We start from the raw sequence: 25,638 nt of genomic DNA on the forward strand, positions 1-25,638 counted from the left end.
CATCCTGACCATGCATACCATGAACCGCCTCGCCGCCGCCATCGTGCTGGCGTTTTCCAGCATCACCATGCCGGCGCTGGCAGCCGATGACATCCCCGTCGTTGCTGCTGCTTTGGCCCCCGCGCCGGCCTTCGACCTTGAGCGTGACGTCGCCACTGCCCTGAAAGTGTTCGACGTGCCCGGCATGGCGATCGCCATCGTCAAGGATGGCAAGGTCATCACCGCCAGGGGCTTTGGCGTACGCAAGCTGGGCGAACCGGCATCCGTCGACGCCAAGACGCTGTTCGAAGTGGCATCGAACTCGAAGGGTTTCACGGCCGCCGCGCTGGCCATGCTGGTTGACGAAGGCAAGCTGGCCTGGGACGATCCCGTCACCAAACATTTGCCCGGCTTCCAGATGCACGATTCCTACGTGACGGGCGCCATGACCATCCGCGACTTGCTGACGCACCGCAGTGGCCTGGGCCTGGGTGCGGGCGACTTGCTGTGGTGGCCCACCACCACGTTCAGCACGGACGAAATCATCGAGAAGCTGCGCTACATCCGCCCGGCCACGAGTTTTCGCAACAGCTATGCCTACGATAACCTGCTGTACATCGTCGCCGGCAAGATCATCGCCGACAAGGCGGGGAAAAGCTGGGGCGAGGCCATGCACGAACGCATCCTGGCGCCGCTGGGCATGACGGGCACCACCACCAGCCTGGCGGAAAACGTGGGTAACCCCGACGTCGCCAATGCGCACAGCAAGATCGACGGCAAGATCGCCGCCGTCAAATCCATGCCCGTGCCGAACGCCGTGGGCGCCGTCGGCATCAACACGAATGCGGAAGATATCGCCAAGTGGATGATGGTGCTGCTCGACGAAGGCAAGATCGCCGGCGTGAAAGACAAGGATGGCAAGGACGCGCGCCTGTTCAGCGAAAAGCAGGGCCGCGAGATGTGGACGGCGCAAACGCCGATCAAGATTGCCGAGCCTAAACCGGCACTGGCCGCCACAAAACCGAACTTCAGCGCGTATGGCCTGGGCTTCCAGCTGCGCGACTACAAGGGCATGAAAGTGGCCATGCACGGCGGCGCGCTGCAGGGCTTTTATTCGCGCGTGGTGATGGTGCCGGAAGCGAAACTGGGCGTGGCCATACTCACCAATGCAGAAAATGGCGGTTCCATGACGGCGCTGCAATGGCGCATCCTCGACCATTACCTGCAGGCGCCGGCGTCGGACTGGCTGGCGCTGGTGGCCAAGGTGGAGGAGGAGCAGCATGCCGAAGAGGTGAAAAAGCAGGGCAAGGCGTCGAGCGCGCGCGCGGCGAAATCGCAGCCATCGCTGCCGCTGGCCGCGTATGACGGCGAGTACGAGGATGCCTGGTATGGCAAGGTCGTGATCAAGCCGGAAGGGAAAAAACACATCCTCAGCTTCACACGCACGCCGGACCTGACGGGCGAGCTGGAACACTGGCAGCACGACACCTTCATCGTGCGCTGGAAGGAGCGCAATTTCAACGCCGATGCCTACGTGACGTTCTCCCTCAATCCCGATGGCAGCATCGACCGCGTGAAAATGGCGCCCGTGTCGGCCGAGACGGATTTCAGCTACGACTTCCAGGACCTGAGCCTGGTGCCGGTGAAACCCAAGGAAGTAAAAAAATAAACCGGTAGGTCGGGTTAGCGCGCAGCGCGTAACCCGACGCCACTACCGCCGACGCCATCACCGCCGCCAACGATGTTGTCGGATTACGCGCGGCGTTGCCGCGCTAAGCCGACCTACTTGACGAACTTCAGGGTCATGCGGTCGCTCTCGCCGATGGCCGTGTATTTGGCCCGCTCGACATCCTTGTTGGCGTAGGTGGGCGGCAAGGCCCAGACGCCGCCCTGATGGTCTGCCGTGTCTTTCGGATTGGCGTTGACCTCGGACCTGGCCGCCAGCTTGAAGCCTGCGCCTTCGGCCAGCTTGATCACATACGCTTCGTGCATGTAGCCGCTGCTGGCCGTGGCATCTTGTGCCTTGCTGGCCGGCAGGCGGTGCTCAACGACGCCGAACACGCCGCCCGGTTTCAGGCTGTCATACACTTCCTTGAACAAGGTCTGCATGCCTGTTTCGCCGATGGGTATCCAGTTGTGGATATTGCGGAAGGTGAGCACCATGTCGGCCGTGCCCTTGGGCGCGATGCGGTAGGTGGTGGGCGGTGCGAAGGCACCGATCTCCACCTTGCCGAAAGCGGCGGGATTGGCGTCGAGTTTTTGCTGGAAGCGCGCCGCGCCACGGCGTGCGCCTTCGCTGGTGGATTGAGGATCGTTGCCGGCGGCGATCAGCTTGCCGTTGTCGCGCAGGTAGGGCGCCAGGATCTCCGTGTACCAGCCGCCGCCAGGCGCCAGCTCCACCACCGTCATGCTCGGCTTGATGCCGAAGAACGTCAGTGTTTCATACGGGTGCCGGGCGCTGTCGCGCAGCGCGTTGGCCGGCGTGCGTGCACTGCCGGCGATGGCCGCCTTCAAGGCTGCGTCGCCGCTGTCGGCCGCCAGTGCCGCACCGCTGCCGCCGCAGGCCAGCATGACCGTCAGGGCCGCGGCCAGGGATACTCGCTTCATCATCATCTGCTCCATTCATGAGTGGGTCGATTGGTGGCTATCGCCATCAACGCCGATCATCGGGCAAGCACGCTGGCCGGTCAAGCGGATTCCGCCGGCCATGCGGCGGCATACGCGGGCATGTCGCTGGTGTTGAGCGCATCGGCGATGGCCGCGCCACGGCCGTGCGTAAAAGGCAGTTCGCCCGTCCAGACGACGTGCGCCATGTCGCCCGCGTCGTCGAGCGGGCCACCCTTGCGCTGCTTGACGGCGCATTCGTCGAGCGCGATGCGCAGCACGGTGGTGGCCGCGTATTCCTTGGCGTTGCCGCCGCGCACCTGCGCCAGGCGTCCCGGCGCCAGCTTTTCCATCAGCGCATCCATGGCCGCATGCTGCTGGCCGATGTCGCTCACCTTGTCAAACTGCCCGTAGACCATCGCCGAGCGGTAGTTCATGGTGTGATTGAATGCCGAGCGCGCCAGCACCAGGCCGTCGAGATGTGTGATGGTCACGCACACGTCGGTATCGTTGACGAGTTGCTTGAGCATGCGGCTGCCGTTCGAGCCATGGATGTACAGGTGGCCGTCGATGCGCCAGCAGGCGGTCGGGATGCAATGGCTGCCCTTGTCGTCGCGGAAGGCGATATGGCACAGGAAGGCGGCGTCGACGATGGCATACAGGGTGGCTTGCTCGTAGCTGGCCAGTTCGGCGACGCGGCGCACGCGGGTACGGGGGCTGGGAGGGAGGGCGACAGCGGTCATGGCGAAAATCCGGTTGGTTGAGGAAGCAGGCCGCACTATAATCGGCATCTGGCCCTGAAAAAAGATCCAGAAGTTAGAAATAATTTAGAGCCATAACGGGAGTCGCATGGATTATGCATTGCTGCTGAACGCTTTCGAACGCACGCACCGCGAGCGGGGCTGGTCGCGCCAGCGCCTGCTGCATGAATGCCTGCGCGCGGCGATCCGCGGTGGCCAGCTGGCTCCCGGCACGCGGCTGGCCGCCACGCGCGTGCTGGCGGCCGAACTGGGACTGGCGCGCAATACCGTGCTGTACGCCTACGAGCAGCTGGCCAGCGAAGGTTTTGTCTTGCCGGACCGGCGCGGCACCGTGGTCGCCGGCAACGTCGGCCGGTCGGTGGTGGCGCCGCCGGCCGGTAGCAAGGATGGCTTGTCGCGCCGCGCACAACATTTGCGCGGCGTGGCGGGACAGGACAGGAATGCGACGGTGGTGTTTCCCGCCGACGCGATGGGGGCGTTCGCGCCGGGCGTGCCGGCGCTGGATGAATTCCCGCTGGCGCAGTGGCGGCGCATGCTGGACCGCGCGTGGCGCGCGCTGACGCCGCGCCAGCTCAATTACGGCGACCCTGCCGGCGAGCCGCAGCTGCGCATGGCCATCGCCGACCATTTGCGCGCCGCGCGCGGCGTCGTGTGCGATGCGGGCCAGGTGTTCATCACGGATGGCACGCAGAGCAGCCTGGATGTGTGCTTGCGCGCCTTTGCCGACCAGGGCGACACCTTGTGGATCGAGCACCCCGGCTATGGCGGCGCGCTGGCGGCGGGTCGTGGCGCCGGCCTGCAGGTGACGGGTATCGCCGTCGACATGGATGGCATCGCACCGACGGACGACGACTGGAACGCGGCGCCGCCGCGCCTGATCTACACCACGCCGTCGCACCAGTATCCGACCGGCAGCGTGCTCAGTCCCGCGCGCCGCATGACGCTGCTCGAACGTGCCCGCGCCTTTGGCGCCCTGATCATCGAAGACGATTACGACAGCGAATTTCGCCATGGCGGCCCGCCCCTGGCGGCCATGCAGGGACTGGTGGCCGACGCGCCCGTCGTGTATCTGGGCACGTTCAGCAAGACCATGTTTCCGGCCTTGCGCCTGGCCTTTATTGTCGTGCCGGCAGGGCTGGCCGGGGCCTTCGCGCAGATGCAGGCGCAGGGCGCCACACGGGGGCGCGTGGCCGAACAGCTGGCGCTGGCCGAGTTCCTGCGCAGCGGCCTGTTTGCGCGCCACGTGCGTCGCATGCGCCGCCTGTATTGCCAGCGCCGCGACGCCTTGAGCGAGGCATTGCAGCGCCATGCGTGTGCGGGCGCGGTCATCCATGGCGGCACGGCCGGCATGCACCTGGCGCTGCGTTTTCAAGACGTCCAGTGGGATGACCTGGCGTTGAGCCGCAGCGCTGCGCAGGACGGCATCGTGGCGCTGGCGTTGTCCGCGCACGGCACGGGTGAGAGGAGGGGCGAGGGCGCCGGCTGGAATGGTTTCCTGCTCGGTTATGCGCAGGTGCCGGCTGAAAACATGGACGGTCTGGCGCGCCGCCTGGGCGCGCTGCTGCCGGCGTGATGCGGCGCTACGGCCTTACTGCTGGTCCTGCATCCACTGCTTCAAGCCGTTGACCCAATTCTTGGCGGGCAGGTTGAATTGCTTCTTGATGGTGGCGGCGCGTTCGTACAAGTCGCTGAAGTCGAGCGATGGCGATTTTTTGAAGGCCAGCACGACGATGTTTTCATCTTCCGTTTCCGGCACCCAGACAACGGCGTCGAAGACCAGTTCCATCGCCTGCAAGTTCTTGTCGTAGTTGGGGAAGTCGCCGAAGACATTCGTGCACATGATGCCGTCGTCTGCCAGGCAGTCGAAGCAGGCCTGGTAGAACTCGGGCGTGTCGAGCACGGGACCGCGCGCGTCTTCGTCGTACAGGTCCACTTGCAGCGCATCGACCGTGCCATGGTTGGCAGGATCGAGCACGAAGTCGAGCGCATTCATTTCGCGCACGTCGAGGCGCGCGTCGTTCGGCGGCAGCGCGAACTGGGCGCCGCAGATGGCGATCACGTTCGGATTGAGTTCGATGGCTGTGACCGTGGCATCGGGGAAGCGGCGGTAGCTGAATTTGGTCAGCGCAGCGCTGCCCAGTCCCAGCTGCACGATGCGTTTTGGCTGCGTCTTGAACAGCATCCACATCATCATCATCTGCACGTATTCGAGCTCGATGGCATCGGGTTTGTCCAGGCGCATGGCGCCCTGCACCCACTTGGTACCCAGGTGCAGGTAGCGGATGCCGCGGTGTTCGGTGGTGGTGGCCGGCGGGTGGCCCGGGTGGCTGAAAGCGGTATGGCTGGTGGAGGTAAAGTCGGTCGTCATGGCGTCAGTGTAGCAGCCGACTGAAAAAAAGACGCCGAGGCGTCTTTTGGGTGGGGAGATCAAGATTGTTTGCGGCGCCGTGCCAGAAAGCCCAGCAGGCCCGGGCCGGCCAGCATCATGGCATCCGTTTGCGGTGCGGCAACCGGGGCAAGGTTCAGCAGGGAAGAATCAATGTCACCGCCAGTCCACCGCCTTCGCGGTTGGCCAGGGTGATGCGTCCGCCATGCGCTTCGGCGATCTCGCGCGCCAGGGCCAGGCCCAGTCCCGTACCGCTGCGTTTGGTGGAGTAAAACGGCACCAGCGCGTTTTCCAGCACGGCGCCATTCATGCCCGGCCCCCGGTCGCGCACTTCGATGCGCAACTGGCCTTGCGCCTGGCTGACGTGCAGCCCGATGTGCTGGAGCTTGGAGCCGGACTCCAGCGCATTCTTGAGCAGGTTCAGCAGCGCCTGCTGCATTTGCGCCGCATCGAACACGGCTGCCTGCGCCGGCGGCGGTCCGTCGAGCGTGAAGGCCGCTTGCGAAGCCAGGCTGTCGAGGAAGGGTTGCCACTCGCATGGCGCCAGGCGCGGCGCGGGCAGCTTGGCAAAGCGCGCATAGCCGAGGATGAAGGTTTCCAGGTGACGCGTGCGTTCCTCGATGGTGGCGAGGATTTGCGGCAGGCGTTCGGTCTGGCCGCGGCGTACCAGCTCGGCGCCGGAATGGGCCAGCGAGGCCAGTGGCGCCAGCGAGTTGTTGAGCTCATGGCTGATGACGCGGATGACTTTTTTCCAGGTCTGTACTTCCTGGCGCCGCAGTTCCAGGGTCAGTTGGCGCAGCAGCAGCAGTTCATGCTTGCGCCCATTCAGGCTGAAGCTGCGCCGCGCCAGGTGATACACCTCTTCCTGTTCCCCTTCGCCGCTGGTAAACAAGCCGTCGTTGCGGCGCGCCAGCGCCTCGGCCAGGGCCGGCGCTGCCTCGCGCACGATGTCGGCCAGGTGGCGTCCTTCGAGCCGGCGGCCGTGGTGCAGCAACTGGCGCGCGGCCAGGTTGGCGTAGACGATGGCGCTGCCCTCGGCCACCAGCAGCATGGCCACCGGCGTGTTTTGCACCATGGTGTCGAGCAGCAGTTCGCGCTGCACCAGGTCCAGGCGCTGCTTGCGCAGCACGTCGCCCAGCGCATTGTGGGCCGCCACCAGGTCGGCCAGTTCATCGTTCTGCGGCCAGCGCAAGCTGAAGCCGAAGTCGCCATCCTGGTAGCTGGCGACCGTGCCGCTCAAGGCGCGAAACAGCGACAGCATCGATTGCAGCTGCGCGCGGATGGTAATGACGGCCACCGGCAGCACGCACAGCAGGGTGCCCGCCAGTACCAGCAGCGGCTGGCCTGGCAAAAAATGCGCGAGCAGCAGGGCGATGACGATGCCCAGCACCAGCAAGGTGACGATCAGCGCCGTCCAGCGCGTGAGCAGGGAGAGGCGCATGGGACGCAATGCCATCAGCCGCGCGCGATGCCCAGGCGTTCCATGCGCCGGTACAGCGCCTGGCGCGACAGGCCCAGTTCCTGCGCTGCCTGCGCCACCACGCCGTGCGCGCGCGCCAGGGCGGCAACGACGCTGTCGCGGTCCGGTTCCGTCGCGGCGGCATCCTGCGGCGCGCGCGGCGATGCAACATCCGCCAGCGGCAAACCCGTTTCCTGCGCACCGATCACCGGGCCGGCCGTCAGCAGGCTGGCGCGCTGCATGACGTTTTTCAGTTCGCGCACATTGCCCGGCCAGCCGTGCGCCAGCAGGGTGGCCTGTGCCTGCGCGTCCAGGGTTTTTTCGCTGCCCAGGAAATGCCGCGCCAGTACCAGGATGTCCAGCGGGCGCTGGGCCAGCGGCGGCAGGCGCAGTTCGATCACGTTCAAGCGGTAGAACAGGTCTTCGCGAAACGTGCCCGCCTTGATCATCGCCGGCAGGTCGGCGTTGCTGGCGCTGATGACGCGCACTTTCACTTGCCGCTCGCGGTTTGAGCCGAGGCGCTCGAAGCGTCCCGTTTCCAGCACGCGCAGCAGTTTCATTTGTCCGGCCAGCGGCAGGTTGCCGATCTCGTCGAGGAACAGCGTGCCGCCGTCGGCCGCGTCGAACTTGCCATCGCGCGCGCGCGTGATGCCGGTATAGGCACCCGCCTCGGCGCCGAACAGTTCCGCCTCGATCAGCTCCACCGGCACGGCGCCGCAATTGAGCACGACGAAGGGACCGCTGGCGACCTGCGAATTGGCTTGCACGATGGCGGCGATGCGTTCCTTGCCGCTGCCGTTCGGCCCTGAAATGAGCACGGGCACGTCGGCGCGCGCCACCTGGCACGCCAGGTGCACCACTCTTTCGGTGGCCGGGTCTTGCCACACCATGCCGCGCAAGTCGAAGTCGTGTTCCAGGGCGTGGCGCTGGCGCCGCTCGGCCACCACGCGCTGGCGCAGCGCGCGGTTGGCCTGTCCCAGTTCCAGCAGGTTCTGCACGGAAGCGATCAGGCGCCGGTCATCCCATGGCTTGGCCAGGTAGTCGGCCGCACCGGACTTGATCAGGTCGACGGCCGCGTCGAGCTGGGTCCATGCCGTCAGCAGGATCACGGGCAGGTCCGGGTAGCGCGCGCGGATGGCGTGGAACAGCGCGCTGCCTTCCTCGCCCGAGGTGGTGTCGGCCGTGAAGTTCATGTCCTGCACCACCAGGTCGATGGCGTGGCGCTCGAGCAGGTGCATTCCCTCCTCGGGCGAGGCGGCGCGCACGGCGTCGATCTCGTGCAGGGAAAACAGCACGTCCAGCGCGATGGCCACGGCGGCATTGTCGTCAATAATCAGTACGGTAGGCATGCGCGCAGCATATCACTCAGGTGCCGGCTCAGGTACTGCGGGTGGCAGTGGCTGGCGAAATGCTGGCTGCGCGCCATGCCGGGCCGTACACGGCGCCCAGGCCCAGTAGCCAGAAGACGGCCGCGCCACCCAGCAGGTAGGGCAGGGGCAGGCGTGCCATTTCCAGCTGGCTCACCAGCAGCTGGTTCAAGCCCAGGGCCAGCAGCACGCCGGCAGCCACGCCGACGCTGGTGATCATGAAATTCTCCGTCAAAAAATAGCGCAGGATGTCGACGCGGCGCGCGCCCAGGGCGCGCCGCACGCCGATCTGTTTCCTGCGCTGCGTCACCCACAGGCTGGCGATGCCGACGATGCCGCTGGCGGTGACCAGCAGCAGCAGGGCCGAAACCGTGATCAGCATCCACGACATCGCGCGGTCGGCGCGGTAGCGCGTGTCGCGGTCTTCATCGAGCGTGCGCAGGCGTACGATCAGCTTGTCCGGCGTGGCTGCGCGGATGGCCTGCTCGGCTTCTTTCATCACGCGGTCGCGCTGGCCCGCTTCGGCACGGATGGTCAGCAGGGTATCGCCGTCGCCCGTCAGGCGTACGGGAAACAGCACCGAATACTCGCCCTTGTCACCCACTTCCGCCCCCTGGCTCTGCAGCCGCTCGACGACGCCGACGACTTGCAATTGCTGCGCTCCTTCGCCGGTACCCAGGAAGAGGGGCATGCCCAGCGCACTGCCGCCACCAGGGTGGATTTTCTCGGCCATTGCCCGCGTGACGATGACTTGCGGGGGGAATTCTTCCGTCACGTTCTGGTCGATTTCGACGATCTCGCCTGGCGTGAAGTCACGTCCTTCCAGCAGCTGCAGCCCCCAGGTCTTGATCAGGGGGTCGGGCGTGATATACACGGCGGCAATGGCGGAACTATTTTCCTGCTTGCGGCTGGCGGCGAAGCCGCTGTTGCTGCCATTGCGCGACAACGGTACCTGGCTCACCTGCGCTACCGAGACGACGCCCGGCACGGCGCGCGCGGCCGCGGCCAGGCGCTTTTGCAGCGCGAGTTCTTCGTTGTGACCCAGCGGGCGCAGGTTGCGCGCCAGCAGGTGGAAGACGTCGCCCTCCGCCGCCACGCCGCTGGGTCGCGCCGCCACTTCCTGGCGCACGTTGACGATATGCAGGGCATTGGCCAGGATGGCCAGGCTCAGGGCTACTTGCACGGCGACCAGGATGGCGCCGGTTTTGCTGCGCATCAGCGCAGACAGGATGGGTCGGATTTCCATGGTGATCCTATTCGTGTGCGGTTGATTCTGTCATTGGGATTTGAGCTGGATGGCCGGCGTCACCTGGCAGGCGCGCCAGGTCGGCAGCAGGCCCGCCAGGATCGCTGCGGCCACCGAGATGACGAAGGTCATGGCCAGCATCACCCAGTCCATGTGCGCGGCGACGGTCAGCTGCTTCGACTGCATGCCGATCAGTGCCAGCGCACCGAAGGACAGCAACAGTCCCAATATGCCGCCGGCCAGGCCGATGACGGTGGTCTCGACGAGGAACTGGCGGAAGATATCGCTGCGCGAGGCACCCAGTGCGCGGCGGATGCCCACCTCGGCGGCGCGTACCGAGAACTTGGCCAGCAGCAGACCGATGGTGTTGACCAGGCACAGGGCCAGAAAACCGAAGGCCAGCCAGGCCGACAGCTTGTTGTCATTGCCCACCACGCGCAGGTGCACCAGCCATTCATCGATGCTGAACAGCTGGTTGGGGGCATTGCGCTTCAGGCGGCCCAGCTTGCGCTGCTCCTGCGCATAGCTGTCGAGGTAGTTTTGCAATTCGCCGCGCTGGCCGTCGTTGGCCATCTCGAACCAGAACTGCATCCACGTGCATTCCGAATCGAGCGTGCCCTGGTAGCCCGGCTCCCGGTTGCCGCTGCAGTTCATGCTGCCGTTATGGCTGGTCTGGTGGCGGATCGCGCTGGTAAACGGGATGAAGTAACTGTCCTCGCTGCCAAAGGCGCCGCTGCCGATGATGCGATGGATGCGCGGCACGGGTTCCCATTTATCGAGCACGCCCGTGATCTGGTATTGGAAACCCATGAGCGTCATGCGCTGGCCCACAGGATTGCTGTCGCCGTACAGCTTTTCTGCCAGCTTGCGCGACAGGACGATGACGTCGGCACCGGCGGCATCGTCGGCCTCGCTCCATGGCTGGCCATGCAGAAAGGGCGTCTCGAACATGGGAAAGAAATCGCGGTAGGCGGCCAGGCCTTGCGACGTGAAGGCGCCGATGTCCTTGCGCTGCGGCTCGATGGCACCGCCCACGCCGTACATGACGCTGCGCCGCTCGCCCATTTTGCTGTTCTGGAAATTGACGGCGTCGCGGTAGCTGAGCTGCTTGTCGCCCGATGCATTTCCCGGCGTATAGCCGGAGAGGGAGCCATTGTCGACCAGCGGCACGAACATGCGGCCATTCTTGTGCGGCAGGGGATTGCCCGACATGACATGCAGGATGGTCAGGGTAGAGATGCTGGCGGCCACGCCGATGGCCAGGGTCAGCACCATCAGTGCCGTCAGGGCTGGGTTGCGGCGCAGGCTGCGCAGGCCGAGCAGAAAGTAGTACTGGAACATGGGCTATCCTCAGACAGTGGCGGCGTTGTTGCCGGCCTTGGCCTGGCTGCTGGCCAGCGTCGGCCCCTTGTGCGCCAGGTCCGAGACCTGGCCATCGATGATGTGCACGTTACGCTGCGAGCGCAGTGCCAGTTCGGGATCATGCGTGACCATCAGGATGGTGGTGCCTTGCGCGTTGATGTCTTCCAGCAGTTCCATCACGCCGCGCGCCATTTGCGTGTCCAGGTTGCCGGTCGGTTCATCGGCCAGCAACAGTTTGGGCGAGCCGGCCAGCGCGCGCGCGATCGCCACGCGCTGCTGCTGGCCGCCCGACAGTTCGGCCGGATAGTGTTTCATGCGCGAGGCCAGTCCCACCTTGGCCAAGGCATCCTCGATGCGTTCGCGCCGCTCGGCACTGTTGAAGCCCCGATAGCGCAGCGGCACGTCGACATTGTCGAACAGCGACAGATCGGGAATCAGGTTGAAGCCCTGAAAGATGAAGCCGAGTTTTTCATTGCGCAGGCGCGAGCGGGCATTGTCGTTCATGCCCTTCACGTTAACGCCGTCGAGGATGTATTCGCCGTCGGTGAATTCTTCCAGCAGGCCAGCGATGTTCAGAAAGCTCGTCTTGCCGGAGCCGGAAGGGCCTGTGACGGTGACGAATTCACCTTGCTTGACGTGGATGTCGAAGCCGCGCAGCGCGTGCGTTTCGATCATGTGGGTGCGATAGACTTTGTTCAGATTTTGCATGCGCAGCATGGTGGACCTCTTGATGGAATGGAGTGGATGCAGCTGATTAATTGAGGGAGATGCGGGCAGCGTTTTCAAACGATTCCGTGCCGGCGACGACGACCTTGTCGCCCAGCTTCAGGCCATCGAGAATTTCCACGGATGAGACACTGGTAGCGCCCATCTTGATGGGGGTGCGGATGGCTACGCCGTCGCGCACCACATAGGCGAAACGGCCGCCTTCTGCCTCGACGAAGGGGCCGCGCGCCAGCATCAGCACATTCGGCTTTTCGTCGATCAGCAGGCGCGCCGTGATGCGCTGGTTTTGCCGTAGCCCTGCCGGCTGTTCGCCGTTGAAGCGCACGCGCGCCAGCACCTGGTTTTTCACTACTTCCGGCGACAGCGCCGAGAGTTTTCCTGTCGCCTTGATGGCACCCGTTTCGATTTCCGCGCTCATGCCCAGGCCGATATCTGCCACATACGTTTCTGGCACTTCCAGCTCCACTTCCAGCTGCGACAGGTCGACCAGGGTCATCAGCGCCGTATTGGCTTGCACCACGCTGCGGTTGGCGACCGACAGGGTGCCGATGAAGCCGTTGACGGGGGCGCGCACGGTCAGTTCGTCGACCCTGCGCTGGGCGTTGTCACGGCTCAGGCGCTGGCGTTCCAGTTCATTCGCCTTGGTTTTCAAGGCCAGGGTCACGTCCTCGCTTTCCAGGCCCGCCGCCTGCGAAGCGTGCTTGCTGCGGATGTCGGCCGAATTGAGCGCGTCCTTGGCCTTCTGGTAATCGATCTTGGCGATGATGCCCACTTGCGCCACGCTTTCGTAGCGTTCCAGGGTACGCTGCGCTGACAGGCGTTCGATTTCCGCCGTATCGGCTTCGCGCCGCGCCAGCAGCTTCTGCTTCTTGGCCAGGATCTGCTGGCGTGCCACCTCGGCTTCCAGTTGCTGCACGCTCGATTGCTCCCGTTTCAGGGCGTCGGACAGGTCAGGCGATTCCAGCACGGCCAGGATGTCGCCTTTTTTTACCGTGTCACCCGCCTTGGCCTTCAGGGTCACTGTGGCCACCGTGGTCGAGTACAGGGTGGGGCTGATGGCGGCCACCACGCGGCCATTCACGGCGGCGTCGCGAATCAGGGTGCCGCGCGTGACCTCGGCGATGCGCAGGCGGCTGGCATTGACGGAATGTTCGCTGTTGCGCCAGCCGGCAAATACGGCGACGGCGCCGCCGATGACGATGACGGCGCCGGCCAGCAGCAGGGCACGTTGCTTGTGGCGCTGGCCCGGAGGGGCGGACAGTACGGCGTCTTGGGAGGAGGTATCGCGGATCATGGTCAGGTCTCGTGGAGAATGATTTTTCTAATGCACGATCCGTGCCAGTTATCAAGTCGTTGATTTGAATGGGAAATTTTTTTGGCGTCCGGCTGTCCGCCATGTCCGCGCTGTCCAGTCGGTGTCCGCGTGCGCGGCAGTGTCGCGGCGTGTGCGCATGGATCTTGATATTCTGGCAATCGACCTGATCTGCGGCCCATGCAGTGATGGCGCGCGGCGCCATGCTGACCCCCTTCTTTGGAGCATGATGTCGCCTTCGCCCTCCCTTTTTGCCCGCCTGGGCCCCTGGCTGCGCCAGTTTGCCAGCCTGCCTGAACCGGCGGAATTCGATTACCCCTTTGCCCGCAGCGACATTGCCATGTTGCAGCAGGTCGAAGCTGGCCCGGTCCAGCTCGATGAACAGACCTGGGACGAAATGCTGGTCGATGACTACCATATGCAGCTCGCCGATCAGACCAGCATTCTTGGCCAGCAGCGATTGCATCAGCGCCTGGCCGGCGGCACGGCGGACGCCGCCTCGCGGGCGCGTATCGCGGCCTTGCTGGCCGCGCCGGCACAGCAGGCAGTGATCGAGCAAGCCATGCGGCCGCTGCGCACGGCAGACATGGAAGTGGCGGCGCTGCTGTGCGGTGCAGCGCCGCCAGCACCGCCGTGGTGGAGCCGCTGGCTGCTGCTGCCGACGCTGGCGCTGTTGGCGTCGCTGCTGGCCGCGTGGCTGTTTGCGCCGCTGGCATGGGCCGTCGCGGTGCCCGTCTGGCTCTTGCTGATGGCGTTGCAGATGCGTTTTTACGAGCGTTGCAAACCGTGGGAGCGCAGCGTCTTTACCTTGCAGCAGATACTGCTGGTGCATGGCCGCCTGGGCGCGCTCGATACTGCGTTCACGGCGGACCTGCGCGAAGGTGGGCGGGCTGCCGGCGTGATCAATCGCCAGATCACGCCGCTACGCTGGATCAAGATGATTCCCCTGCTGAGCGAATATGACGATTGGCTCATGTTGGGCAATATCCGGCGCTACTTTCACAGCCTGCGCGTGGTGCGGCGCGAACGCGCCTTCTTGCGCCAGAGCTTCCTGCTGCTGGCCGACCTGGAGGCGGATCTGGCCCTGGCGCGCCACCTGCGCGGTCGCGCACAGTTTTGCTGGGCGCAGGAAGCCGATGCGCGGCAGTTGTCGCTCGATGCCATGGTGCATCCGCTGCTGGACGGCGCCGTGCCGCTGTCGCTGCAACTCGATGGCCGCGGCGCCTTCATCTCGGGCCAGAATGCCATCGGCAAGAGTACCTTGCTGCGCGCCGTGGGCCTCAATCTGATCAGTGCGCGCGCCTTCGGCTTTTGCTATGCGCAGGCGGCGCAGGTGCCCATGCTGCCCCTGTATTCGAGCATGCAGAATGAAGACTCGCTCGATGGCGGCGAAAGTCTGTATATCGCCGAATTGCGGCGCGCACGCGAATTGCTGGCGCTGGCCGAGGGCGGGGCGCCGGCGCTGTTCCTGATCGACGAGATTTTTCGCGGCACCAACCACCTTGAATCGGTGGCGGCTGCGGCCGCCGTGCTGCATTCCCTGGCCGCGCGCCACCTGGTGATCGTCTCGTCGCACAACCTGGTGCTGGGGCCGCTGCTGGAAGACTGCCTGGCGCCGTGGTGCGTGCGCCGCGATGAAGGGGGCGCGCTGCAGCTGGCGCCCGGCGTGCTGCAGGCCACGAATGGCATCGCCCTGCTGGCGCAGCGCGGTTTTGACGCCGGTATCGCGGACAAGGCCGGGCGTGTCTTCGACTGGCTCAGCACGCACATGGCGCAACCGGCCGATTGCGGCGGCGTGCTCGAACGGGCCTGATGACCGCCCTTACTTGTCCTGCTTTTCCGGCGTGCTCTTGTCGATCACTTCGCGGCAATCGCCGCGGATGATGGCGTTGTCGTAGTTGGTCCAGCCGTAGCTGTCGACGTAGCGCTTGTGCTGCTTGAAGCGGGGGCTGGCGATGCTCCATTCGGGCTGTTCGCCGGGAAAGCGGATGTCGCCCAGGTCGAGTAGCGTGTGGAACATATTTTCCGTCGACAGGCGCGCCTTCTGATGGCGCTGCAACTGCGTCACCTTGTCCGGATAGTGCTGCTGGAATTGCGGCGAATACCAGACGAAGGCGGGCACGTGGAATTCGAATTGCGTGTTGTGACCATGGAAGGCCAGGCGGCAGGTGCCGTCGTACAGGGTCTGGCCATGGTCGGCCACGTAGACGAGCGAGCTGCGCAGGGCGGTGCGCTGGCCATCGTCCTTCAGCATGCCGATCACGTTCGACAGGAACCAGTCCGTGTACAGGATGGAACTGTCGTAGCTGTTGTTCAACTGTGGCTTGATGGCCGTGTCCGTGTAGACGGGCTTGTCGACGCCGAACAGCGACGGTTGCCACTTGTCGAATTGCTTCGGATAGCGCTGGCTGTAGTTCCAGTGGCTGCCCAGCGTGTGCAGCACGATGAGTTTTTTCGGCGCCGGGTCGGCCAGCGCGTTCCTGAACGGGTCGAACAGGATCTGGTCGAAGTTCGAATTGTTGGTAAAGCCGCCCAGGTTCAAAAATTGCACCACGTCCGCTTCCTTGGCAAACACGGACACGGGCGTATCGAACTGGCCGAAGGAAATCTGGTTCGACAGCCAGTAGGTCTTGAAGCCCGCTTCCTTGTAGGCGGTGAGGAAGGATTTTTCCGAGAACCCATCCTTGAGGCTTTGCGTGGCCGGCTTGCGCGAGATGATGACCGGCACGGACAGGCGCGTGGCGGAAACGGCCGTGATGACGTCGGCCAGCGGCACCAGGTTGCTTTCCTGTTTCAGCAGGGGATTGGTGTCGCGTTCGTAGCCGTTCAGGCTCCAGCGGTCGTAGCGCGACGATTCGCCGATCACCATCACCACCACTTCCGGATGGGCATCGGGCTGTTGCTGGTGCGCGCCGAAACGGAAGCTGCTGCTTTTCTGTCCCAGCTCGGCCAGGTACTTGCGTTCCTTGTAGAAATCGAAGCCACGCGCGGCCAGGCCGAAGGGCCAGGAATTGCTGATGGTGTCGAACGCGTAGGGCAGGCGCGCCCAGTGGGGCAGGCTGGGCCAGCCCAGGCCCGTTTCGTCGGCGCCGGCGATGCTGGCGTTCTCCGGCTTGCTGCTTTCCTCGTCTTCTTCGGCCGTTTCGTCTTCGGCCGAGCTGGCGTCGCCGAAGCCGGAGGCGCCCGCCTTGCCGCTGGCCGACGGCCCGCTGGCCTTGGCCGACGCGGGGGCGCTATGCAGAACCTTGGCCTCGAAACCGAATTCGTAGCCATACCACCAGAAGCCGCCCAGCAGGAGCAGCAGCACGAAGGCGGCCGGACGCGTCTTGCCGCGCCAGTCCAGGTCGCGCGTGCGCGTGGCGGCATACCAGCCCAGCGCGCACCAGGCGATCACGCCCAGCATGACGGCGCCCATCAGCCACACTTTTTGCCCGAGGAATTCCATCGCTTCCTTGGGGCTGGTTTCGAAGATGATGCCCAGGTGGTGCGTGGAAATGCCCTGGCCATAGAAGATGAACAGGTAGATTTCCGTCGGCAGGGCCAGGAAGGCGGGCACCAGCAGCCAGTGGAAGTAGGCGGGACGCTTGAACACGCTCCAGACGGCCAGCCAGGCCAGCAGCTCGAAGGTGAGCATCTGCCAGGGATGCTCGAGCGCACGCCCCAGCAGCGCGGGGACGAAGGGCACGGCCGTCAGCAAGGCATACGTCAGGAGCAGGAACAGAGTGGCGGGGCGAAGCAAGGAGCGCATAAGGGTGAGCGGGAGGGCAGCGAAAAATGTCCGCTATTATCAATCCTTTTGTTGTCTTGCGGTCGTACAAGAATGCGCGCGTCCGACGCTTGGTTGCAGAGAAAGAATGCCAAATCATCAAGCACTGCGAGGTGCCGGCGTCCACGCGCCGCAGCCAAAGATTAGTCAAAATGCCACAAAAGTGCCGCTTTTTTGCCTTTTTTTATAGCAAAAAGCGGTAAACTGATTGACCCCCTGTAACACAAGGTCTAAACTAGCGAGTTCTCGATTTTATTCTGCTCATCGTTTACGCATTACTTGGCATTTCATGGCCGCTCCTTATCGAGTGGCTGAGGGCGCCTCCGGTGCGCAGTAGATGAAAGCGGGACGAGGTTTTAGTCGCCGGGCATCTTGCCCGGGTTATTAATCGTAGTTTTTTGTTGGATTTATAACGATGCCAACCATCAATCAATTGATTCGCAATCCACGCGTCGCTTTGACCGTGAAGAGCAAATCGCCGGCGCTGGAAAACAGCCCGCAAAAACGTGGCGTTTGCACACGTGTTTACACCACGACTCCAAAGAAGCCTAACTCGGCTCTGCGTAAAGTCGCTAAAGTTCGCCTGACCAATGGTTTCGAAGTCATTTCGTACATTGGCGGTGAAGGCCATAACCTGCAAGAGCATAGTGTTGTGCTGTTGCGCGGCGGTCGCGTCAAGGATTTGCCGGGTGTGCGTTACCACATGGTTCGCGGTGCTCTGGATACCCAAGGCGTTAAAGACCGTAAGCAATCGCGTTCGAAGTACGGTACCAAGCGCGCTAAAGCAGGCAAGAAGTAATAAGTTGTACGCAGCAAACCCAAGTTTCGCTCAGTGGCAACTAGCTAAGTGAATGTAGTCGACCGCATCTGGTCGAGTAAGTGGAAGACTATGATGGTCGTCCGCGAGTGTGCGAAGAACGCGCGCTCAACTGAAGATTGAAAGGAATTGATATGCCACGTCGTCGTGAAGTACCCAAGCGCGAAATTTTGCCAGATCCAAAATTCGGCAACACTGATGTCGCTAAATTTGTAAACGTGCTGATGCTGTCCGGTAAGAAATCGGTTGCAGAAAACATCATCTACGGTGCTTTCGAGCACATCGCAGCAAAATCGGGCAAAGATCCACTCGAAGTTTTTGTTACCGCAATCAACAACGCCAAGCCGCTGGTTGAGGTGAAATCCCGTCGCGTCGGTGGTGCAAACTACCAGGTGCCGGTCGAAGTTCGCCCAGTCCGTCGTATGGCTCTGTCCATGCGTTGGTTGCGTGAAGCTGCTAACAAGCGCAGCGAAAAATCGATGCCACAACGCCTCGGCGGTGAGCTGATGGAAGCGGCTGAAAGCCGCGGCGGCGCGATGAAAAAACGCGACGAAGTCCATCGTATGGCTGAAGCGAACAAAGCGTTCTCGCATTTCCGCTTCTAATATAAAGCCAGCTGCCGCAAGGTGGCTGTCAAGCATCTGTTGTTCGAGGCCGGGCTCATTTTTGCAAAAAAATGCTGCTCGGTTTTGTCCATTCATTTAGGATTAATTATGGCCCGCAAGACCCCCATTGAGCGCTACCGCAATATCGGTATCTCCGCTCACATCGATGCAGGTAAGACGACCACCACCGAGCGCGTCCTGTTCTACACGGGCGTGAACCACAAGCTGGGCGAAGTCCATGATGGCGCTGCCACCACCGACTGGATGGCGCAAGAGCAAGAGCGCGGCATCACGATTACCTCGGCTGCTGTTACGTGCTTCTGGAAGGGCATGGCAAACAATTTCCCTCCGCATCACATCAACATCATCGACACCCCAGGTCACGTTGACTTCACCATTGAAGTAGAACGTTCGATGCGTGTGTTGGATGGCGCCTGCATGGTTTACTGTGCAGTCGGCGGCGTGCAGCCACAATCGGAAACGGTATGGCGTCAGGCTAACAAGTACAAAGTGCCACGTCTGGCCTTCGTGAACAAGATGGACCGTACCGGCGCCAACTTCTTCAAGGTCTACGATCAGATGCGTTCGCGCCTGAAGGCCAACCCAGTGCCTATCCAGATGCCTATCGGCGCTGAAGACCTCTTTACCGGTGTTATCGATCTGGTCAAGATGAAAGCAGTTATCTGGGATGACGCTTCGCAAGGCATGAAGTTTGAATACGGCGAAATTCCAGCGAATCTGGCGGCTGAAGCTGCCAAGTGGCGCGAAAACATGGTTGAGGCCGCTGCTGAAGCGTCCGAAGAACTGATGAACAAGTACCTGGAAGAAGGCGAACTGTCGGAAGCCGAGATCAAGGCTGCTCTGCGTCAGCGTACCATCGCCAGCGAAATCGTTCCAATGCTGTGCGGTACCGCCTTTAAAAACAAGGGCGTACAAGCCATGTTGGACGCGGTCATCGAGTACCTGCCATCGCCAATCGACATTCCACCTGTCCCAGGTCTGGACGAGGACGAGCAGCCAGTTGAGCGCGCAGCCGACGACAATGAGAAATTCTCGGCATTGGCGTTCAAGATCGCAACCGATCCGTTCGTCGGTCAGCTGTGCTTCATCCGCTGCTATTCGGGCACGTTGAATTCGGGCGATTCGGTCCTGAACTCCGTGAAGCAGAAGCGTGAGCGTATTGGCCGTATCGTGCAGATGCAAGCCAATGAGCGCGAAGAAATCAAGGAAATGCGCGCTGGCGACATCGCTGCCGTCGTGGGTCTGAAAGACACCACCACAGGCGATACGCTTTGCGACGAAAAGGCAAGCGTCGTGCTGGAACGCATGGTCTTCCCTGAGCCGGTGATTTCGCAGGCAGTCGAGCCAAAAACCAAGGCCGACCAGGAAAAAATGGGCCTGGCGCTGAACCGTCTGGCAGCAGAAGATCCATCGTTCCGCGTGCGTACCGATGAAGAATCGGGCCAGACCATCATCGCCGGTATGGGCGAGTTGCATCTGGACATCATCGTTGACCGCATGAAGCGCGAATTCAACGTTGAAGCGACCGTCGGCAAGCCACAAGTGGCTTACCGCGAAACGATCCGTAAAGTGTGCGAAGAGTCGGAAGGCAAATTCGTCAAGCAATCGGGTGGTCGTGGTCAATACGGTCACGTGGTTCTGAAGATCGAACCGCAAGAACCGGGCAAGGGCTTCGAATTCGTTGACGCGATCAAGGGCGGTACCGTTCCTCGCGAATACATCCCTGCAGTTGAAAAAGGTGTGCGCGACACGCTGACTTCGGGCGTGATGGCTGGTTATCCAGTTGTTGACGTTAAAGTCACGCTGTTCTTCGGTTCGTACCATGATGTTGACTCGAACGAAAATGCATTCCGCATGGCCGCTTCGATGGCATTCAAAGATGGCTGCCGCAAAGCATCGCCAGTCATCCTGGAGCCGATGATGGCCGTGGAAGTGGAAACGCCGGAAGACTACGCCGGTACCGTGATGGGCGATCTGTCGTCGCGTCGCGGTATGGTGCAAGGCATGGATGAAATTGCTGGTGGTGGCGGCAAGATCATCAAGGCCGAAGTGCCTCTGTCGGAAATGTTCGGTTACGCCACATCGTTGCGTTCGTCGACCCAAGGTCGTGCGACTTACACGATGGAATTCAAGCACTATGCTGAAGCACCTAAGCATGTGACTGAAGCGATCGTAAGCTCGAAAGCTAAGTAATAGAAGTTCCGGGCCGGCTTTCACGAGAATGCCGGTCCCTACATTTAAATCATTGTTCTAAGGAAGAATAAAATGGCAAAAGGTAAATTCGAACGGACCAAGCCGCACGTCAACGTCGGCACCATCGGCCACGTCGACCACGGTAAAACCACGCTGACCGCTGCAATCGCAACGGTTCTGTCGAAGAAATTCGGCGGCGAAGCTAAAGCATACGACCAGATCGATGCAGCACCAGAAGAAAAAGCGCGCGGTATCACGATTAACACCGCCCACGTCGAGTACGAAACGGCAGCGCGTCACTACGCGCACGTTGACTGCCCAGGCCACGCCGATTACATCAAAAACATGATTACCGGTGCTGCGCAGATGGACGGCGCGATCCTGGTATGCTCCGCAGCTGACGGCCCAATGCCACAGACCCGCGAACACATCCTGCTGGCTCGCCAAGTTGGCGTTCCATACATCATCGTGTTCCTGAACAAGTGCGACCTGGTCGACGACGCAGAGCTGCTGGAACTGGTTGAAATGGAAGTGCGCGAGCTGTTGTCGAAGTATGAGTTCCCTGGCGACGACGTGCCTATCATCAAAGGTTCGGCACGTATGGCGCTGGAAGGCAAAGAAGGCGAAATGGGCGTTGACGCAGTGCTGCGTCTGGCCGATGCTCTCGATTCCTACATCCCAACGCCAGAGCGCGCTGTTGACGGTGCTTTCCTGATGCCAGTGGAAGACGTGTTCTCGATCTCGGGTCGCGGTACCGTGGTTACCGGTCGTATCGAGCGCGGCATTGTTAAAGTCGGCGAAGAGATCGAAATCGTTGGTATTATCGATACCGTCAAAACGACTTGCACCGGCGTGGAAATGTTCCGCAAACTGCTGGACCAAGGTCAAGCAGGCGACAACGTTGGTCTGCTGCTGCGCGGCACCAAGCGTGAAGACGTGCAACGTGGTCAAGTTCTGGCCAAGCCAGGCTCGATCAAGCCGCATGCGCACTTCACCGGCGAGATCTATGTTCTGTCGAAAGACGAAGGCGGCCGTCATACGCCATTCTTCAACAACTATCGTCCACAGTTCTACTTCCGCACGACGGACGTGACTGGTTCGATCGAGTTGCCAGCAGACAAAGAAATGGTTATGCCAGGCGATAACGTGTCGATCACCGTCAAGCTGATCAACCCGATCGCGATGGAAGAAGGCCTGCGCTTCGCTATCCGTGAAGGCGGTCGTACCGTCGGCGCTGGTGTTGTTGCAAAAATCCTGGCTTAATTCTTAAGCCTGCATAAAAGAAGACGCGTCGTCGCCCGGCGCCCTTCTTTTTATTCAACTGGCGGGGTTGGCAAGCATTTTGGTGCTATCATGTCGACCCTGACGGTTGTTGCGTCAGAAATTCCCGTATGACCTCATTGCCGTGCAGACCGCGCGGTTCGTTCTTTTAAGGAAATATCATGTCGGCACCAAACCAAAAAATCCGTATCCGCCTGAAGGCTTTCGATTACAAACTGATCGACCAGTCCGCTCTGGAAATCGTTGAAACCGCGAAGCGCACCGGCGCTGTCGTCAAAGGCCCAGTACCACTGCCTACCCGTATTCAACGTTTCGATGTGCTGCGTTCCCCGCACGTCAACAAAACTTCGCGCGATCAGTTCGAGATCCGTACGCACCAACGCCTGATGGACATCGTTGACCCAACGGACAAAACCGTTGACGCGCTGATGAAGCTGGATCTGCCAGCTGGTGTTGATGTTGAAATCAAACTGCAATAAGAGTTTCAAGGGCGGCTGACAATACCGTAGCACCAGGTGTTGACAGCTGTTCCAGGCTGGCGGGGTGTCCCGCTGCCTGATGATGGGGCCGGGCCTGCTCACAATCGTGAGTGCGCCCGGCCCCATTGCTATTGGTGCATGGCGAACATGGGCGGCGCCGCCGTACGCATGCAAAATCGCTTTACAGTGTCGCGGCCGGTCGATAAAGTTGCTGCATGCTTAATGCCCTCGATACTCACCTGTTAAATGCTGCGCCCCGTCAGCGCTTGCGCGGCTGGCCGCGTTTCCTGACCGAATTCCTGTATTTCGGCATCAAGGAGGCGAGGGCGTGCCTGTTCGTCGGGCTGTTTTTTGCTGCCGTGTTCCTGGTGCCGCGCGCCGGCCTGTTTGGCCTGCCGCGCTATGACGTGCTGCTGCTGGTAGCGCTGGCGATCCAGGTTGCAATGGTATGGAGCGGGCTGGAAACGTGGGATGAGTTGAAAGCCATCTGCCTGTTTCATGCGGTCGGCTTCGCGCTGGAAGTGTTCAAGGTCTCGGGGACGATCCAGTCCTGGAGCTATCCCGACTTCGCCTATACCAAGGTGTTCGGCGTGCCCCTGTTTTCCGGCTTCATGTATGCGGCCGTCGGCAGCTACATCATCCAGACCTGGCGCCTGCTCGATATGCGCATACGCCACCATCCGCCGTACTGGATGGCGGTGCTGATCGCGCTGCTCATCTACGCCAACTTCTTCACCCATCACTACATCGGCGACTACCGCTGGTATCTTGCCGCCTGCGCGCTGGGCTTGTACGCGCGCACCAGCGTGGTGTTCCGTCCGCTCGACCGCGACCGCAGCATGCCCTTGCTGCTCGGTTTTGTGCTGGTCGGCTTCTTTATCTGGCTGGCCGAAAACATCAGCACCTTCTAGGGCGTGTGGCGTTATCCGAACCAGCTTGGCGCCTGGTCGGTGGTGCATGTCAGCAAATGGAGTTCATGGTCGCTACTGGTGGTGATGACGTTCACCATCGTGGCCCACCTCAAGCACATCAAGGCCAGCATCCACGTCGCCCAGCCTTAGCTCGGGCGGCATTTTGCCCGCGCACGGCAAGGCGCGCGATTGACGCCGCTTGCCCGCTTCAGGGATACTCCGGACTTGTCCATTAATGTGTGCCGCCGCCATGTCCAAGACTGTCCTGATCGTGGAAGATGAACAGGCGATCGCCGACAGCATCGCCTATGCCTTGCGCACGGACGGCTTTACGCCGCGCCATGTGACCTTGGGTGAGCAGGCGCTTGCCGTGCTGCGCAGTGAGGCCGCACCGCAGCTGGTGGTGCTCGATATCGGCTTGCCCGACATGAGCGGGCTGGAAGTGTGTCGCCGGCTGCGCCAGTTTTCCGAGGTGCCGGTGATCTTCCTGACGGCCCGCAGCGATGAAATCGACCGTATCGTCGGCCTGGAAATCGGCGCCGATGATTACGTCACCAAGCCGTTCTCGCCGCGCGAACTGGTGGCGCGCATCCGCGTCATCCTGCGCCGCGCAGGCGCAGGCGCCGCGCCAGCGCCGGCGCGCTTCGAATTGCGCGCGCTGGAGGCGAGAGTACTGTTTCACGGCCAGCCGCTGGACCTGACCCGCTATGAATACCTGTTGTTGAAAACCCTGCTCGAGCATCCCGGCCACGTGCTGTCGCGCGCGCAGCTGATGGCGCGTGTGTGGAGCGGGGCGCCCGACACGCTCGAGCGTACCGTCGACGCGCACGTCAAATCGCTGCGTGCCAAGCTGCGCGCCATCGATGCGCAGGCCGACCCCATCCACACTCACCGTGGCCTCGGCTACAGCCTGGCCGGCGCATGAAGATCGGCCTGCGCATCCTGCTCGGCTACTTCCTGATCGTCGGCCTGGCCGCGTGGTTCTTGCTGAACGTCTTCATGGAGCAGGTCAAGCCGGGTGTGCGCTCGACCCTGGAAGACACCTTGGTCGATACCTCGCAACTGCTGGCCAGCCTGGTGGCGCCCGACTTGAAGGCGGGCACGCTGGCGCAATCGCCCGTGGCCGAGCGCATGCAGGACTATGCGCGCCATGGCGTGGACGTCAATATCAATGGCGTGCGCAAGCGCACGCTCGATTACCGCATCACCATCACGGACCGGCACGGCATCGTGCTGTTCGATTCCAGCGGCCGCGACGTGGGGCGCGACTATTCGCGCTGGAATGACGTGTATCTGACCTTGCAGGGCAAGTATGGCGCACGCAGCACGCGCAGCCGGCCCGACGACGAGATGTCGACGGTGATGCACGTGGCCGCACCGATCCGCGACGGCAATGCAGTGATCGGCGTGCTGACGGTGGCCAAGCCGAATGCCAGCGTGCAAGCGTTTGTCGAGCGCAGCCAGCGCAAGATATTGCAGCGCGGCGCCATCCTGCTGCTGCTGTCGTTGCTGATCGGCCTGGCATTTGCCTGGTGGCTGCACCATGCGCTGGGCAAGTTGATGCATTACATCGGCGACGTGGAAGCAGGGCGCAAGGTGGCGCTGCCGGCGCTGGGCAGCAACGAGATCGGCACTCTGGGGCGGGCGCTGGAGGCGATGCGCACGCGCCTGGAAGGCAAGGAATACGTGGAGCAGCTGATGCACACCCTGGCGCATGAATTGAAAAGCCCGATCGCCGCCATCCAGGCATCGGCCGAGCTGCTGCAGGAAGACATGCCGCCGGCCGAGCGGCGCCAGTTCCTCGCCAGTATCCTGGAACAGAATGCGCGCCAGCGGCAACTGATCGACAAGCTGCTGGCCCTGGTGCGCGTGGAAAAGCAGCAGCGATTGGATAACCCCGAGCGCATCGCGCTGGGGCCGCTGTTGGCGCAAGTGGCGCAGGACGCAGCCGCCACCCTGGCGGCGCGCGGCGTGCGCCTGCAGGTGCAGGCGGAAGAGGGGAGTGTGGCGGGCGACGCCCTGCTGCTGCGCCAGGCGCTGGGCAACCTGCTCGACAACGCGGCCGGCTTCGCGCCACCGGGTAGCTGTATCGAGCTGACGGCGCAGCGCCACGGCAGCCAGGTGGAAATCGCCGTGCGCGACCGCGGTGAGGGCATCCCCGCGTATGCGCTGGAACGCGTCTTTGAGCGCTTCTATTCCCTGCCGCGCCCGAGCGCCGGCAAGAGCACGGGCCTGGGCCTGCCCTTCGTACGCGAAGTCGCCTCCCTGCATGGCGGCACGGTCAAAGTGCTCAATCATCCGGATGGCGGCGCCTGCGCGCGCCTGTGCCTGCCGCTGGCCTAGCGCACTTTATTTGCTGGCTT

20 protein-coding genes and 1 pseudogene are annotated in these 25,638 nt (G+C 62.6%); 11 read left to right on the top strand and 10 right to left on the bottom strand.

The window, feature by feature from the left end; translation table 11 throughout:
• Window positions 1–10: 10 nt before the first annotated feature.
• The gene (locus ACP7EG_RS09620; RefSeq protein ID WP_426087440.1) at window positions 11–1,648 is read left to right on the top strand and encodes a serine hydrolase; all 1,638 of its coding nucleotides are present in this window, start codon (window positions 11–13) and stop codon (window positions 1,646–1,648) included.
• Between the two features lie 113 nt (window positions 1,649–1,761).
• Here ACP7EG_RS09620 and ACP7EG_RS09625 read toward each other — a convergent pair whose 3' ends face one another.
• Both ACP7EG_RS09625 and ACP7EG_RS09630 read right to left on the bottom strand, forming a co-directional pair.
• Window positions 1,762–2,586 (bottom strand): class I SAM-dependent methyltransferase, encoded by an 825-nt coding sequence (locus ACP7EG_RS09625; RefSeq protein ID WP_426087441.1) that lies wholly within the window; start codon window positions 2,584–2,586, stop codon window positions 1,762–1,764.
• 80 nt (window positions 2,587–2,666) lie between these two features.
• Window positions 2,667–3,326: a pyridoxamine 5'-phosphate oxidase family protein gene (locus ACP7EG_RS09630; RefSeq protein ID WP_426087442.1), complete on the bottom strand. Its 660-nt coding sequence runs from the start codon at window positions 3,324–3,326 to the stop codon at window positions 2,667–2,669.
• A 106-nt stretch (window positions 3,327–3,432) separates the two neighbouring features.
• On the opposite strand from ACP7EG_RS09630, the gene ACP7EG_RS09635 reads away from it, so the two are divergent.
• The gene (locus tag ACP7EG_RS09635; RefSeq protein WP_426087443.1) at window positions 3,433–4,917 is read left to right on the top strand and encodes a PLP-dependent aminotransferase family protein; all 1,485 of its coding nucleotides are present in this window, start codon (window positions 3,433–3,435) and stop codon (window positions 4,915–4,917) included.
• A gap of 15 nt (window positions 4,918–4,932) precedes the next feature.
• Here the strand turns inward: ACP7EG_RS09635 and ACP7EG_RS09640 are convergent, their stop codons facing one another.
• The 7 genes from ACP7EG_RS09640 to ACP7EG_RS09670 form a co-directional block, all read right to left on the bottom strand.
• Window positions 4,933–5,712: a spermidine synthase gene (locus ACP7EG_RS09640; protein ID WP_298407193.1), complete on the bottom strand. Its 780-nt coding sequence runs from the start codon at window positions 5,710–5,712 to the stop codon at window positions 4,933–4,935.
• Between the two features lie 154 nt (window positions 5,713–5,866).
• A complete protein-coding gene (locus ACP7EG_RS09645) occupies window positions 5,867–7,171 on the bottom strand; it encodes a sensor histidine kinase (RefSeq protein ID WP_426087444.1) in 1,305 nt (434 codons plus the stop codon).
• A 14-nt stretch (window positions 7,172–7,185) separates the two neighbouring features.
• Window positions 7,186–8,538, bottom strand: a complete 1,353-nt coding sequence (locus tag ACP7EG_RS09650) for a sigma-54-dependent transcriptional regulator (protein ID WP_096233404.1) — start codon at window positions 8,536–8,538, stop codon at window positions 7,186–7,188.
• 28 nt (window positions 8,539–8,566) lie between these two features.
• Window positions 8,567–9,802 (bottom strand): ABC transporter permease, encoded by a 1,236-nt coding sequence (locus ACP7EG_RS09655; RefSeq protein ID WP_426087445.1) that lies wholly within the window; start codon window positions 9,800–9,802, stop codon window positions 8,567–8,569.
• Window positions 9,803–9,832: 30 nt separating this feature from the next.
• A complete protein-coding gene (locus ACP7EG_RS09660; protein WP_426087446.1) occupies window positions 9,833–11,143 on the bottom strand; it encodes an ABC transporter permease in 1,311 nt (436 codons plus the stop codon).
• 9 nt (window positions 11,144–11,152) lie between these two features.
• Window positions 11,153–11,881 (bottom strand): ABC transporter ATP-binding protein, encoded by a 729-nt coding sequence (locus ACP7EG_RS09665; RefSeq protein WP_096233411.1) that lies wholly within the window; start codon window positions 11,879–11,881, stop codon window positions 11,153–11,155.
• Window positions 11,882–11,918: 37 nt separating this feature from the next.
• Complete coding sequence (locus ACP7EG_RS09670; RefSeq protein WP_426087447.1) at window positions 11,919–13,184, bottom strand: efflux RND transporter periplasmic adaptor subunit; 1,266 nt, start codon at window positions 13,182–13,184, stop codon at window positions 11,919–11,921.
• 244 nt (window positions 13,185–13,428) lie between these two features.
• On the opposite strand from ACP7EG_RS09670, the gene ACP7EG_RS09675 reads away from it, so the two are divergent.
• Complete coding sequence (locus ACP7EG_RS09675; protein WP_426087448.1) at window positions 13,429–15,015, top strand: MutS-related protein; 1,587 nt, start codon at window positions 13,429–13,431, stop codon at window positions 15,013–15,015.
• A gap of 9 nt (window positions 15,016–15,024) precedes the next feature.
• Here ACP7EG_RS09675 and ACP7EG_RS09680 read toward each other — a convergent pair whose 3' ends face one another.
• Window positions 15,025–16,950, bottom strand: a complete 1,926-nt coding sequence (locus tag ACP7EG_RS09680) for a phosphoethanolamine transferase (protein WP_426087449.1) — start codon at window positions 16,948–16,950, stop codon at window positions 15,025–15,027.
• A gap of 433 nt (window positions 16,951–17,383) precedes the next feature.
• On the opposite strand from ACP7EG_RS09680, the gene rpsL reads away from it, so the two are divergent.
• The 8 genes and pseudogenes from rpsL to creC all read left to right on the top strand — a co-directional run bounded on the left by rpsL (window position 17,384) and on the right by creC (window position 25,618).
• Window positions 17,384–17,767: a 30S ribosomal protein S12 gene (gene rpsL, locus ACP7EG_RS09685; RefSeq protein ID WP_010394376.1), complete on the top strand. Its 384-nt coding sequence runs from the start codon at window positions 17,384–17,386 to the stop codon at window positions 17,765–17,767.
• A 152-nt stretch (window positions 17,768–17,919) separates the two neighbouring features.
• Window positions 17,920–18,390, top strand: coding sequence for a 30S ribosomal protein S7 (gene rpsG / locus ACP7EG_RS09690; protein ID WP_065310159.1), 471 nt, complete (start codon window positions 17,920–17,922; stop codon window positions 18,388–18,390).
• Between the two features lie 108 nt (window positions 18,391–18,498).
• Window positions 18,499–20,604, top strand: a complete 2,106-nt coding sequence (gene fusA / locus ACP7EG_RS09695; protein WP_426074968.1) for an elongation factor G — start codon at window positions 18,499–18,501, stop codon at window positions 20,602–20,604.
• Window positions 20,605–20,676: 72 nt separating this feature from the next.
• The gene (gene tuf / locus ACP7EG_RS09700; protein WP_096233366.1) at window positions 20,677–21,867 is read left to right on the top strand and encodes an elongation factor Tu; all 1,191 of its coding nucleotides are present in this window, start codon (window positions 20,677–20,679) and stop codon (window positions 21,865–21,867) included.
• Window positions 21,868–22,046: 179 nt separating this feature from the next.
• Entirely contained in the window at window positions 22,047–22,364 is a 318-nt protein-coding gene (rpsJ, locus tag ACP7EG_RS09705; protein ID WP_010394389.1) for a 30S ribosomal protein S10, read from the top strand.
• 215 nt (window positions 22,365–22,579) lie between these two features.
• Window positions 22,580–23,425: pseudogene (locus ACP7EG_RS09710) on the top strand (DUF817 domain-containing protein).
• A gap of 100 nt (window positions 23,426–23,525) precedes the next feature.
• Complete coding sequence (gene creB / locus ACP7EG_RS09715; protein WP_426087450.1) at window positions 23,526–24,200, top strand: two-component system response regulator CreB; 675 nt, start codon at window positions 23,526–23,528, stop codon at window positions 24,198–24,200.
• The gene (gene creC / locus ACP7EG_RS09720; protein ID WP_426087451.1) at window positions 24,197–25,618 is read left to right on the top strand and encodes a two-component system sensor histidine kinase CreC; all 1,422 of its coding nucleotides are present in this window, start codon (window positions 24,197–24,199) and stop codon (window positions 25,616–25,618) included. Before creB ends, creC begins: the two co-directional genes overlap by 4 nt.
• The last annotated feature ends 20 nt before the right edge of the window (window positions 25,619–25,638 follow it).

This window comes from Janthinobacterium sp. PSPC1-1, from assembly GCF_049897625.1.
Lineage (GTDB): Bacteria > Pseudomonadota > Gammaproteobacteria > Burkholderiales > Burkholderiaceae_D > Janthinobacterium > Janthinobacterium tructae.